The organism is Rhodopseudomonas sp. P2A-2r, from assembly GCF_026015985.1.
GTDB lineage: Bacteria > Pseudomonadota > Alphaproteobacteria > Rhizobiales > Xanthobacteraceae > Tardiphaga.
Genome location: NZ_CP110389.1, coordinates 2611125 through 2624616, shown reverse-complemented (window position 1 = coordinate 2624616; position 13492 = coordinate 2611125). Strand labels below are relative to the sequence as shown.

Genomic DNA, 13492 nt, shown 5'->3' with positions numbered 1-13492 from the left:
TAGCCTCAGTGTTAACCGGCAGCCTTTAATTTATGGTTAACGCCCCCTTAAGATCGGCTGCCCCCTGCCCCAAAACGGGAAAAGCCCGAAAAGACTGGGCTTTTCGGGCTTTTCGCTCAGGCATTTTATGTCGCCTTCAGCTCCACTTTGGATTGGGTCGCAGGCATTTCGCGTCGCGGCACAACACCTTGTTACCGGCCTCCTTCCAACTGAGCCGACCAATTCGAATCAAAAAAGCGGCGGGGTTTCCCCGCCGCCTTTCCGATTGGTACGTTCTGTACCTTTGACGATATCAGCGCAGGAGCTGAAGCACGCTCTGCTGCGAGGTGTTGGCGAGCGACAGCGCGGACACCGCGATCGACTGGCGGGTCGACAGCGCCTGGCTGTTGGCCGCTTCCTCGTTGGTGTCGGCGAGCGTCAGGTTCGACGAGCCGGTCTGCAGCACGTTGATCAGGCTCTTCGAGAAGTCCTGACGGGTCTGCACGATCGACAGGTTCGAACCAAGAGCCGAGGCCTGGGACCGCAGCGTGGTGCTGGCGGTGTTCAGGGTGGCAAGGGTCTTGTTGGTCGCCGAGTTGTCGATGAAGTCCGTGCCTGCCGTCAACGAGGCCAGGCCGAGGCCGGTCGCGCCGAAGGTGACGCCCTGGATGTTCAGGGTGGACTTGCCGGTTTCGTTGAACGTCAGCTTCAGGGTGTCGCCACCGAGCAGGTTGACGCCGTTGAACGAAGCGTCCTGGGCAGTCGAGCTGATCTGCGTCAGGATGTCGTTGTACTGCTTCACCAGGCCCGCACGGGTGGTCTGTGCGGTCGCGTCGGCAACGGGAGCCGAAGCGGTGGAGAAGGTCAGCGAGCTGGTCAGCGTGCCGCCGATCGCACCACCGGAAGCGGTCGAGCCCAGAGTCGAGGACGCGTAGTCGTTCGACGCCGAGATCGTCAGCTTGCCGGCGGAGTCAAGCGTGGCGTCGAGGTTGTTGGCCGACAGTGCCGTTTTGAGGTCGGAGAGCGACTTCACGGTGCCGTTGGTGCCGTCACCGAAGGTGACATTGACCGCGGAGCCGCCGTTGAAGGCACCGAAGGTCAGGGTCTTGCCGTTGACGCCACCGGTGCTCGCCGCGCGGGATGCGGTGAACGAGGAGTCGGTGCCGGTGGAGCCGTTCAGGCCGAGCGCGGCCAGCGTGTTGCCGGTGCCGCTGATCGTGAGATCCTTGGCCGTTCCGGTGGAGAGCTTCAGAGCGCCGGAGGTGGCGACCGAAGACGCCGTGCCCGTCGTGGTGACGGTGGCAACAGAGGCGGAGATGGTGGCTGTGCTGGTGCCGCTGGCCAGATCGATGGCGGAGAGCAGGTCAGCGACGGTGGCATCACCCAGGAAAACGGTCGAATTGCCGTTGCCGTCGGTGGTGAGTTTCGCACCGCTCGGCTTGCCGCTGCCGGTGGCAATGGCGTTCACGTCGGTGGACTTCTTGTCCGAGAACGTGATCGTCTTACCGTCGACATTGAGGGTCGAGCCGGCCTGAACCAGCGAACCAAGGCTGCCAGCGGCGGTATCCGGGTTGGCACTTGCCGTTGCGATACCGCTGCCGACCGAGGTGGTCAGACCGAGGACGTTCAGGATGTCAGCCTTGCCGCTGATCGACAGCGGCGACGCGGTGCCGGTCTTCAGGCTCAGGTTACCTGCGGGAGCCACGCCGGCGGTCACGGAGCTCGCCGTACCAGCAAGGGTTGCGACCTTGGTGCTTGCGTTGATTGCCGTAACCGTCTGGGCGCCGCTTGCGACGTCGACGGCAGCCAACAGATCGCCGAGCGTGGCGGTCGAGGTGGTCGCGCTGGCGCCGGAATAGATCGTGGAGTTGCCGCTGGAGTCGGTGACAACGTTGGTGCTGGTCAGGCTGGAGCCCGAAGCAAGCGCGGCCGCGCCGGGAACGGCGGTTTGGCTGAAGGTGATGGTCTTGCCGTTAACCGTCAGCGTCGCGCCGTCGGTGAACTGTGTTGCTGCCTTGGTGCTGAGCGCGCCGGTGGCGCTGGCAGCATCGTACAGGAGGGTGGTTGTCGCCAGCGCCGGGGTGCCGGTACCGTTGTTGGAGATCGACGCGCCGTTCAAGGTCGCCTGGGTGCCGCCGAGCTTGGTCGCGGAGGTAATGGCGGTGGTGCCGCCAGCGGCGCCGTCATAGAGCACGTTGCCGGTGGCCGAGGCGTTGGTGTAGGTGGTGGTGCCGCGCAGGTCGTCAGACGTCGCACCGGTGATGGTGGTGGAGACGTTCGACTTGGTGGAGTAGCCCGAGGTGGTCTGCAGCGCCTGGTTGGCGATGGACTTGGCGGAGTCGACCAGCTTGCTCAGCGAGGAGATGCCGGTCGAAGCGGCGTTCAGGATCTGCACGCCGTTGCCGATGCCATCAAGCAGGTTGTTGATGTCGCTGGCGCGGCTGTCGAGGCCGGCGGCCGTGAAGAAGTTCGTGGGATTGTCGAGCGCGGTGTTCACCTTCTTGCCGGTGGACAGGTGGCTCTGGGTGGTCGAAAGCAGGTCTGCGGTGGCCGACAGCGAGAGCAGGTTCTGACGGACTGCGGATGAGAGAACGACTGACATGTGTGATACCTTCCTGGTATTAATCTACATGCTGACCTTCTTGGTCAGCCGGGGCACACTGATCCGCCGGTCATAACGGTGTATGAAATTCAGGGTTGGTACGAATACCCCCGGTAGTCCTCCCTAGGTACTATTACCGGTATGCCTTTGGCGCCCGGGCGACGAGCTGTATTACCACCCGCCTGCCCTGCATCGCCGCCAGCTGCCGCCGCATCCCGATGCTCCAGTCACGACCCGCTGTCGCAAGACGCAAAAAAACGGCGGGGTTTCCCCGCCGTCTTTCCGATTGATACTTTCTGTACCTTTGACGATATCAGCGCAGGAGCTGAAGCACGCTCTGCTGCGAGGTGTTGGCGAGCGACAGTGCGGACACCGCGATCGACTGGCGGGTCGACAGCGCCTGGCTGTTGGCCGCTTCCTCGTTGGTGTCGGCCAGCGTCAGGTTCGACGAGCCGGCCTGCAGCACGTTGATCAGGCTCTTCGAGAAGTCCTGACGGGCCTGCACGATCGACAGGTTGGAGCCGAGAGCCGAGGCCTGGGACCGCAGCGTGGTGCTGGCGGTGTTCAGGGTCGACAGCACCTTGTTGGTGCTGGAGTTGTCGATGAAGTCCGAGCCAGCCGACAGCGAGGCCAGGCCGAGGCCGGTCGCGCCGAAGGTGACGCCCTGGATGTTCAGGGTGGACTTGCCGGTTTCGTTGAACGTCAGCTTCAGGGTGTCGCCACCGAGCAGGTTGACGCCGTTGAACGAGGCGTCCTGGGCAGTGGTGTTGATCTGCGTCAGGATGTCGTTGAACTGCTTCACCAGGCCCGCGCGGGTGTTCTGCGCGGTCGGATCGGCCACCGGCGCCTGAGCCGATGTGAAGCTCAGCGTCGAAGCCGCGTTGCCGCCGATCGCACCGCCATCGGCCTGACCCAGGGTCGAGGACGCGTAGTCGTTCGACGCCGCGATCGTCAGCTTGCCGGTCGAGTTGTCGACCGATGCCGTCAGGTTGTTGGCGGACAGCTGCGCGTTGAGCTGGGCCAGCGACTTGACGGTGCCGTTGGTGCCGTCGCCGAAGGTGACGCTGGTCGCCGAACCGCCCTTGAAGGCGCTGAAGGTCAAGGTCTTGCCGTTGATGCCGCTAGCGGACGCAGCGCGCGAGGCACTGAAGGAGCTGTCGGTGCCGGTGGCGCCGGTGAGGCCAAGGGCGCTCAGGGCGTTGCCGGTGCCGGAGATCTTCAGGTCGCTGGTGAGACCCGTGCTGAGCTTGAGGGCTCCGCCGGCGCTCAGCGTCGAGTTGGTGGTGCCGGCCGTGGTCTTCAGGGTGGCGCCGGTCGAGGCGAGCGAGGCGGTCTGCACGCCGGTCGCAAGGTCAACCGCCGTCAGCACGTCGGAAACCGTCGCGCTCTGCAGGTAGACGGTGGAGTTGCCGCTGCCGTCGGTTTCAACGTTGCCGCTGACGCCGGTGTGGGTTGAGGACGCTGCCGGGGTGGCGGCGTTCTTGAAGGTGATGGTCTTGCCATTCACGTTCAGGGTCGATCCGTCCTGGATCTGGTTGGCCACCGTCGAGCTGCTGGTGACACGCTGGGCGGTGACCGAAACCGAACCGGATCCAGTTGCGGTGGTCAGTCCGATCTGCTTCAGGAGGTCGGCGGGGCCGCTCAGGTTGAGATTGGCGCCGGTCGAGCTGTTCAGGGTGACGATGCCGGCGGCAACAGCGGATGCGGATTGCGAGCTGTTGGTCGTGATCGTGGCGACACCAGCGGTGTTGGACGCCGACTTCACGCCGCTGGCCAGATCCACCGCGGTGAGCAGGTCGCTGACCGTAGCAGAGGTGTAGGTCGAGCTGGTGCCGAGGTAGATCGTCGAGTTGCCGCTACCGTCGGTGGCGATGTTGCCGGACACGCCGCTGTTGCCGGTGGCCAGGCTGTTGGCGGTCGGAGGAGCCAGCGCCTTGAAGGTGATGGTCTTGCCGTTCACCGACAGCGAGGTGCCATCGGAGATCGCAGTCGTGCTCAGGCCACCCACGGTGTTGAAGAGCTTGGTGGCGCCAGTGATGTTTCCAGACGTGCCGGTGCCCAGAGCAGTCGTGCCTGCGGTGAGGCCAAGCTTGGCCAGCGTACCGGTTGAGCCGTCGGCAATCGTCAGCGCGCGGTTGGTGCCGGTGTTCAGCGTGATCGCGCCGGATCCGACGGAGGACGCGTTCGTCGTGTTGCCGTTGATGGTGTCGATGGTCGACAGCAGCGAGCCGACCGTCTGGTCGACGCCGATGGTGTAGTTGCCGTTGGTATCCGCCGTCGCCGAGCCGGACGCACCGAAGGTGATGGTCTTGCCGTCGACGACAATCGAGTCGCCTGCGACCGGACCGGACGAAGCACCACCGCTCGTAGTAGCGATCGCACTGATCGCAGTGCCTGCTACCAATGAACCGCTCGTCGTGTTGAACAGCGCTGTACCGACGGTAGCGGCAGCGTTGGCCGCCGGGACAACGTTAACGGCAGCGGAGGCAGCGACGGAACCGATTGCGCCGCCGAGCTTGTTGGTGATCGCCACGCCGGTGTTGCCGCCTGCGGCGGCGCTGGCGATGACGTTGCCGGAGGCAACGGTGCTGTCGAAAGCGGTGGTGCCGCGCAGGTCGTCGGAAGTGGCGCCGGCGATCGTGGTCGAGACGTTCGACTTGGTGGCGTAGCCCGACGTGGTCTGCAGCGCCTGGTTAGCGATCGACTTCGCGCTGTCCACGAGCTTGTTAAGCGAGGTGATACCGGTCGAGGCGGCATTCAGGATCTGCACGCCGTTGCCGATGCCATCGAGCAGGTTGTTGATGTCGCTGGCGCGGCTGTCGAGGCCGGCGGCGGTGAAGAAGTTGGTGGGATTGTCGAGGGCCGAGTTGACCTTCTTGCCGGACGACAGGCGGCTCTGGGTGGTCGAGAGCAGCTCTGCGGTCGACTGCAGGGAGAGCAGGTTCTGACGGACGGAGTTCGAGAGGGTGACGGACATGATGAAGCCTTCCTGGGAACGAAACAACGATCTTCTGATCGATGGCCGGACTGTGGACTGCAGAACTGAAGAATACGTAAAACTACGCGGGTGAATTTACGTAAGTATCCGCCGCATTATTTCGGCCCGGGCACGACAAAGCGGCCGCGCGGATGCGACGGCGAAAATGGCTAGTCGGTTGAATCAACGGGAATTTTTATGCGCGACGGCAGATCACGCGCGACCCGCCACCGCGGTAGCGGGTCAATCTGTGGCGCTAATGTTTAGAGAAACTTTACCAGGCTCATTTTGTAGAGGTCGGACGTCGTCTGGTACGACGCCTGCAATGCGGTCTGCAGCGCGAGGATCTTGGTGGCGATCTCGTTGTTGTCGACGCCCTCGATGGAATCCAGCAGCGACTGCGAAATCACCTTGCTCTGGTTCTGGCGGTCGGTGGTCGATTTGATCGAGGCCTGGGCACCGGCAAAATCAGCCTGGATGTTCTGGATGGTCTGGGTGCCGGGGATCACGGCAAGGTTCTGCGCGATACGCTGGTTGAGCGCGGAGATCTTGTCGCCGGCATTCAGGCTGGTCACCGGCGGGGTGCCGGACAGATTCACCTTCGTCGTGACCGCGGCGAACACCGCGACGTTCTGCAACTCGGTGCGCAACGCCTGCTCGTTGGCACGTGCGCCGTACTGCACGGTGGTGCCGGAGTCGATCTTCGCCACCGCGGTGCCGCGCGCCGAATCGGTCTGGCCCGCAGTGGTGTCGCTCTCGCCTGTGTACCAGATCACGGTGTTGGCCGCGGTGCCGTCCACCAGCGCGGTCGCGTTCGTGAAGCCCGGGGCGCCGACGACCCGCTGCGGCGGATTGCCAAAGAAGTCGTTGCCGGCCTGAACCGCGGAGGCGGCAGTCATCGTGCCGTTGGCTAGCGTCTTCATCGACGTCGCCAGCGCGGCGTTCAGGTTCGCTGCGGTCACCGCCGACGATGCCGCCACCGGCGGCACCGCCTGCGGGTTGCCCGGGTCGATCAGAAAGGTGTTGGGATCCATCGGCGTCTTCGCCGTGGTGGTCGCCGTCATCACGATGTCTTCGGAGGTGCCGTCGGGCATCTTGAAGGTGAACTTGACGGTGTCGCCGTTCTGCGGATTCACCGCGCCGATGTCGACCGACATGGATTTCGCCGCCGGCAGCACAACCGGCGTGGATGGAAAGCTCGCGCCGGAGATGGTGCTCGAAATTCCGGTCACGGTCATGCCGAAAGGCGATGGCTTGGCGGGCGCCACCGGGGTCACGTCTTCCTGGGTCACGTTGATCGTGGTCTGCGACGCCGGCAACGCGGCGATCGACGTGCCGACACGGCCGTTGGCATTGACGCCAAGGTCGGCCTGCAGGCGTTCGGAGATCACCTGCTTCAGGCCGGCGATGGCGGTGCCGTTGCCGTTCATGATCTGGTCGGCAGGAGCCACCGGGGGCGAGTCCGTGGCGCGACCGCCGAACAGATAGCGATCGCCCGACTGGGCATTGAGCATGTCGACCGAGTCGTAGAATCCTAGCGAAGCGGTCTTCTGGCCGGGGGTCTGGCCGGTGTCGTCGAGCGTGTTGCCGGCGCTCACCGCCGCGCCCTTGACCGACGACGTGATCGCGACGAGGCGCTGCAGCGACAGGTTGGCAACGTTGATGCGGGTGTTCACGTTGGTCGCCGTGTCGGCGTAGGCCGAATAGGAATTCAGCTGCGCGCGCAGACCGAGTGCGAGGCTGCGACCGGCGCCCTGCCCGGCATAGGTGGTGGAGACCTTGCCGCTGGCCAGCTGCTCGGTCAGCGTGTCGAGCTGGCTGCGCAGGTTGAGAATCCCGGAGCCGATGTAGGACGTCCGTCCGCTTACGCCATCGATTGACATGATTACCTCAGAATGCCTGCATCAGGGTCTTGTACATGTCGTTGACCGTCGACATCACACGGGCGTTGGCTGAGTAGGCGTTCTGCAACGACAGCAGATGCGCCATTTCTTCGTCCATGTTGACCCCGGAGGTCGCCGTGAACTTCTGCTGCAGCGTGCTGAGCACCACGTTCTGCCCGTCGGCGACCTGCGACGCGGCTGCCGCGGCGGCGCCCTGCGCGCTGGTGATCTGCTGCATGTAGCTCAGCAGCGTGCCGCTGAACGGCGTGCCGGCACTGCCGACGCCGGTCTGCGGCGAGTAGGCGAATTTGGCGTTGTTCAACTGCTGCGAAATGAAGTTGGCGCGCGTGGCGTCGCCGGAGGGCGTCTGCGGTGAGGTGCTGTACACCACCAGCCGCGACGGATCGGCACTCAGCGCGGTATTGACGCTGAGGCGCTGCGCCAGGCCGGTGATCTGCGACCCTGACACGGTGGTTGCGCCCGAATAGGCTTTGCCGTTGTCGGTGAACAGCGGCACTTCGACCCCGTTGCCGGTGAGACCGGTTTGCGTGACGGTGGTCGACGCGGCATCGACGGTGGTGAAGCCGGCGGTGTTGCGGACGCTGAGCGTCGATCCGCTGCTGGTGAAGTTCAGGTTGGCGCCGTTGAGCGCGGCATTGAGCTGCGCCGCCACCGTCCCGGAGGTGCCAGAGAAGTCGATTCCGATCACCTTGTTGTTCGGCGTCGTCGAGGCCGGCAGCGGCAGCACCGAGGGATCGTCGACGCGCACGATCGTCAGGGTGCGCTGGGTGTTGGAAGCGACATCCGTATAGGTCAGGTTGACGGTGTTTCCCGTCATGAGGTTCGCGGTGTTGATGTCGTAGCCCTGCGGGACCGTTGCAGCCGCCGTGGCCGTTCCGCTGACGGTCTTGTCGGACAGCGCGCTGGACATGGTTGCGGCGAACTGATCGAGCTGGGTCTGCGCCTGCACCAGCGTCTTGTCGCGCAACTCGACGTAGGCGGCCATCTTGCCGGACTTCAGCGTGTCGGTGAGGTCGATCGAGCCGCCGTTGGAATAGCTGACCTTGATCGATCCCAGCGAACTCAGCGCCGAGTTGGAATTCCATGTCGTGTTCGGCGTCACCGTGCCCTGCGCATCGAACGACAGGGTGGCGGCCTCGTTGCCGACCAGCTGCACGCCGGACCCCGTGAACACCGTCACCTGGTTGGCGCTGTTGGTGGTGACGCGAATGTCCATCAGCTGCGACAGCTGGGTGACATACTGGTCGCGCTGGTCGAGCAGCGCCGCGGTGGCGGAATCCGTCGAGGTGCCGCCGAGCGGGTTGGTCTGCAGCTGGTTGTTGATGGTGGCAATCTGCTTCATCAGATTGTTGGCGGTGCTCACGGAATCCTTGATGCCGGTCTCGGCCGCACCGCGCAACGTCTGCAGACCCTGCGACATCGAATTGAGCTGCGACGCCATCGCCTGCGCGGCGTTGATGACGCCGATCCGGGCCGATGAGCTGTCCGGACTCGTGCTGAGCGCCTGCACCGCCGTGGTCAGCGCGTTGAACGAGCTTTCCAGCGTGCCGGTGCCATCGGGGTTACCGTAGATGCCCTGCACCTGCTGCAGGAAACTGGACTTCAGCGAAGCGTAGGACGCACCGGAGGTTTCGGTGCGCAGCTGTGCCAGAATATACTGATCGAGTTCGCGGTTGACGCCGACGATGTTGACGCCGGTGCCGATCGACCCGGTGTTGGTCTGCACCTGATCGGTGGTTTTGCGAACGTAACCGGGCGTCTCGGCGTTGGCGACGTTCGACGACACCAACGACATCGAGGCCTGATTGGCCCGCAGGCCGGCCATGGCAATTGAGAGTGCGTCGCCGAGACTCATGACACAAAACCGATCCTAGAGTTGAACACGGGCAAAGCGCCCATGGCCTAACGCATGACGTTGAGAAGATCCTGAACCATGGTGTTCGCTGTCGTGATGACCTTGGTGTTGGCCGAATAGGCCTGCTGGGTCACGATCAGCTTGGTGAACTCGTCGGCGATGTCGGTGTTGGACGACTCCAGCGAGGAGCCGGAGATGCTGCCGCCCTTGCCGAACAGTGCCGCGCCGGATTCGTTGGTGGTCTCGAAGGCGCCGCCGTCGATGCGCTTGAGAAAGTTCGGGCCGTTGAAGGTCGCGACACTGACTTCGGCCAGATCGATGTTGCGGCCGTTGGAATAGGCGCCGACCACCCGGCCCTGATTGCTGACGGAGACGCTCTGCAACTGGCCGGCGGCGTAGCCATCCTGGTTCAGTTGGTTGACCTGGGCGTTGCCGTTGGTGTCGGCGAACTGGGTCAGGCCACCGGTGCCGAACGCCATGGTGACGTTGCCGAGCGAGACGCCGCTCACGGTGAGGCCGGTCAGGGTAATCTGGCCGACCACCGGCTGCATCTGGCCGTTGGAGCCGAACTTGAAATCGGTGCCGACGTTCACCCAGGCGGTCTGCCCACCCGTCGCCTGCGGATTGGTCTGGTAGAACAGGTTCCAGGTGTCGGTCCCGCCCTGGGCTGCGGACGCGATCTTGGCCCAGCGGAACTGCAGGTTCACCGGCGCGCCGTTGCCGTCATAGGCGGTGGCAGCACCGCCGCTGATCGACTCGTCCAGGAACACCTGGTTGTCGCTGCCGATCACCGTACCGGTGCCCGCCGTGCCGCCGCCGCCGCGCAGGGTCGTGACCGTGCCGGAGAAGCCGAGTGACGCGAAGGCTGTGGTCGCGCCGGATTTGACCGAGACGTCGTTCGCAACGCCGGTGTTCAGCGTGATGACGCCGGTCGCAGATACGGTCGACTTGTTGGCCGGGATCGTGTTGCCGGTGATGGTGTCGATGGTGGTCAGCAGGCTGCCGACCGTCGCCGTCGCGAGATCGACGAAGGTTGTGCCGGCGACGGGCGCCGGCGCCGCACCGGTATAGAACTGGATGATGTTGGCGGTGGTCACGCCGCCATTCGTGGTGTTGACGGTGATGGTGTCATTGGGCGCGAAGCCGGAGGGCAGCGAGTCGGTGTTGACCACGCTTGCGAGGGCCGTCGTCGCCGAGATAGGAACCGCCGGCGTCTGATAGTTGGTCTTGGCGTTGCCGGCGGTCCCGGTGTTGGTATAGGACGCCGCCGGCGTTCCCAGGGTGCGCGGATTGGCGACGAAGTCCGCCGGGCGCAGCAATTCCGACCCCACCACCGACGAATTGTGTTTCGTGGTGAGCGGATAGCTCGCCAGGTTGGCGCGATAGTCGATCTTGGTGGTCGCCTGCGAGGGCAGGAAGTCGTTCTGGAATTTCAGGATCTGCGGCTGGCTGCCAACCGGGTTGCCGGTGCTGGAGTCGATCGGCACACCCTCGAGATAGTAACCGGCGCCGTTGACCAGGTAGCCGTTCTTGTCGAGCGAGAAGTCGCCGCGGCGGGTGTAGTTGTTGACGCCGGTGAAGATCGGGCTGTTGTCGCTGAAGCTGCCGGGCTTCTGCACGGCAAAGAAGCCGTCACCGTTGATCGCCATGTAGGTCGACACCGCCGCCGACTGCACCGAGCCCTGGATGGTGTTGGTGCTGCGCGATTCCGTGGTGACGCTGCCGGCGAGCTGCTGGCTGACACCGGTTTGCGGAATGAGATCGAGAAAGCTGGTATCGATGCGCTTGAACGCGGTCGTCCCGGAGTTCGCGATGTTGCCGGAAATGTTCTCCAGCGCGTAGGAATTCGCCTTGAGGCCCGCGACGGACGTGGTGAGAGCGCCGAAGATACCCATTACATCGTCTCCAACTTCGATCCGGGCGGCCCGCCGGTCTTGCCAAAGTCATGGCCGCTGTTCGAAGACGATGTCGCAAGCCCCGTGCCAAGGGCGATAGCTCAATTATTTCAACGATCTAAAGAAAACCCCGGTCCATGGACCGGGGCGTAATTGCCTAGCGCGGTAAGAATTGCCGGGACCAAGCGCCTGATTCCGCCGGTTCCCACGTAGCGGGCACGCCTTGCCCTCGCACCGCACTTGCCGGGAGATGGCAGGTCAGCTTGCCGAGGGCGACGTCGGCTTGAACACCATGGCGAAGCCGTCCATGCAGTAGCGCAGCCCGGTCGGTTTCGGGCCATCGTCGAACACGTGGCCGAGATGGCCGCCGCAGCGCCGGCAGTGGATCTCGGTGCGGACCATGCCCAGCGTGCGGTCCTTGCGCTCGCCCACGGCGTTGTCCAGCGGCTTCCAGAAGCTCGGCCAGCCGGTTCCGCTCTCATACTTCGTCTCGGAAGCGAACAGCGGATTGTCGCAGCCGGCGCAGGCGAAGATGCCCTTGCGGTGTTCCTTGAGCAGCGGGCTGGAGCCCGGGCGCTCGGTGCCCTCCTGGCGCAGGATCTCGTATTGCTGCGGCGTCAGCTGCTTGCGCCATTCGGCGTCGGTCTTCTCGACCTCGAATTTCTCGGCCGCCCGAGCCGGCGTGCCGCGCAGCCAGTTGAAGGAAAACAGCGCCGCCAGGCTGGCAGCGGAGGCAAGCAGAATGCGGCGATCGATCATGATGGTCTCCCAGAGAGGTCGAGACGGAAATCTCGTTCGCAGGAAAATACGGTCGGATCCGGCGGAAGTTACACGCCCAGAGCGGTAGATCGCTCACTTTATGTTGTTTTATGTCGTTCCGGCAGTAGCGGACATCAGGCCTGCGGCCGCGGCCCCCGGGTACCGGCTTGCCGGTTGGCTTCCGCCAGCCGCGCCTCGCGCACCAGTTCCCGGGCGCGGGCCCGTTCCCGGTAGCGCGCCAGCGTCCCGGCCACCGCGGCGCCGCGGCGCTCCCAGGCGGTGATGAGATGGCCGGCGAACCGGCCCGTGGTGCCGCCGGCCCACACCAGCTCGAACGGCGCGAACAGCCGCCAGCGGTCGTCGCCGTCGACGATGCCGCGTGCGATCAGTTGCCCGGCCATCGCCGTGGTGTTGAGCCCGTGCCGGCCGAAGCCGCTGGCCACCCACAGCCCGCGCCCCAACTGGCCGACCTGGGGCATGCCGTGCACGGTCAGCCCGACCGCGCCGCCAAACGTCTCGGCGATGGCCACCTTGCCGAGCTGCGGAAACACGGTGCGGATGCGTCGGGCGATGCTGCCCGCGAAGCGCTGCGGCCGCGCCGCCCAGGTGGTTTCCGGGCTCGACCACATCAGCCGGTCGCCCTCGACCACGCGGAAGTGGTCGATGCCGTCGGTGTCGGTCACCGAGCCCTGATACGTCACCGCCTCGGCCAGCCGGTCGCCGAGCGGCTCCGTGACGGCGGCATAGCGCCAGACCGGCAGCAGCGTCTGCCACAAGCGCTGCGCCGGCTCGCCGAGATGAACATTACCGGCCAGCACGACATGCGAGGCACGCAGCCTGGCCTGCGGCGTCACGATGCGCTTGCGGATGCCGGCAGGATCGAGGCTGACCACCGGGGTGTCCTCGAAGATCCGCACCCCCGCCTGCCGCGCCAGCGCCGCGAGACCCTTGAGGTAGGTGCGGCCATCGACCTGGAACGCACGGGGGCAATGGACACCGTGAAAGTAGCGGTCCGTCTTCAGCACGGCCCGGACTTGGTCGATCTGCCAGCCCTCGACCTCGGTGCCGAAATCCTCGCCGAGCATCTGCAGCCGGGCGATCAGCCTTTCGCCGACATCGACATTGGAGACCTCCAGCGCGCCCTCGCGGAGCGCAATGCCGGGCATCAGCTCCTCGGTGGCCCGGGCGCGCACCGCTTCGGCGCCATCCTTCGAGAGCGCCCACAATTCGCGGGCGTCCTCGAGGCCGATCCTTGCGATGATGTCCGGCAACGGCAGGCCGAAGCCGGGCATCACCGCGCCCATCTGGTGGCCGGAGGCGTTCCAGCCGACCTGCCGGCCTTCCAGGACCGCGACGCTGGCCCCGAGCCGGGCCGCTTCGAGCGCCACCGAAAGCCCGGCCAGCCCCGCCCCGACCACGCAAACGTCGACATCGAGATCGAACGTCAGCCGCGGATGTTCCGGCGGCGGGGTGGCGGCATCGGGTGCGGCGCTTGCGGATATGGGGGAAGCTGCGGCCATG

General features: G+C 65.1%; 7 protein-coding genes. All 7 read right to left on the bottom strand.

The window, feature by feature from the left end:
* Positions 1-292: 292 nt before the first annotated feature.
* The 7 genes from ONR75_RS12260 to ONR75_RS12230 all read right to left on the bottom strand — a co-directional run bounded on the left by ONR75_RS12260 (position 293) and on the right by ONR75_RS12230 (position 13491).
* Positions 293-2581 carry a DUF1522 domain-containing protein gene (locus tag ONR75_RS12260; protein WP_265082830.1) on the bottom strand — a complete coding sequence of 763 codons (2289 nt, stop codon included), beginning with the start codon at positions 2579-2581 and terminating at the stop codon, positions 293-295.
* 313 nt (positions 2582-2894) lie between these two features.
* Entirely contained in the window at positions 2895-5561 is a 2667-nt protein-coding gene (locus ONR75_RS12255; protein ID WP_265083634.1) for a DUF1522 domain-containing protein, read from the bottom strand.
* 260 nt (positions 5562-5821) lie between these two features.
* A complete protein-coding gene (locus ONR75_RS12250) occupies positions 5822-7441 on the bottom strand; it encodes a flagellin (protein ID WP_265082829.1) in 1620 nt (539 codons plus the stop codon).
* A gap of 7 nt (positions 7442-7448) precedes the next feature.
* Positions 7449-9317: a flagellar hook-associated protein FlgK gene (gene flgK, locus ONR75_RS12245; RefSeq protein WP_265082828.1), complete on the bottom strand. Its 1869-nt coding sequence runs from the start codon at positions 9315-9317 to the stop codon at positions 7449-7451.
* 47 nt (positions 9318-9364) lie between these two features.
* Positions 9365-11212 carry a flagellar hook-basal body complex protein gene (locus ONR75_RS12240; RefSeq protein WP_265082827.1) on the bottom strand — a complete coding sequence of 616 codons (1848 nt, stop codon included), beginning with the start codon at positions 11210-11212 and terminating at the stop codon, positions 9365-9367.
* A gap of 258 nt (positions 11213-11470) precedes the next feature.
* Positions 11471-11971, bottom strand: coding sequence for a peptide-methionine (R)-S-oxide reductase MsrB (gene msrB / locus ONR75_RS12235; RefSeq protein ID WP_265082826.1), 501 nt, complete (start codon positions 11969-11971; stop codon positions 11471-11473).
* A gap of 134 nt (positions 11972-12105) precedes the next feature.
* Positions 12106-13491 (bottom strand): NAD(P)/FAD-dependent oxidoreductase, encoded by a 1386-nt coding sequence (locus tag ONR75_RS12230; RefSeq protein ID WP_265082825.1) that lies wholly within the window; start codon positions 13489-13491, stop codon positions 12106-12108.
* Position 13492 lies beyond the last annotated feature (1 nt).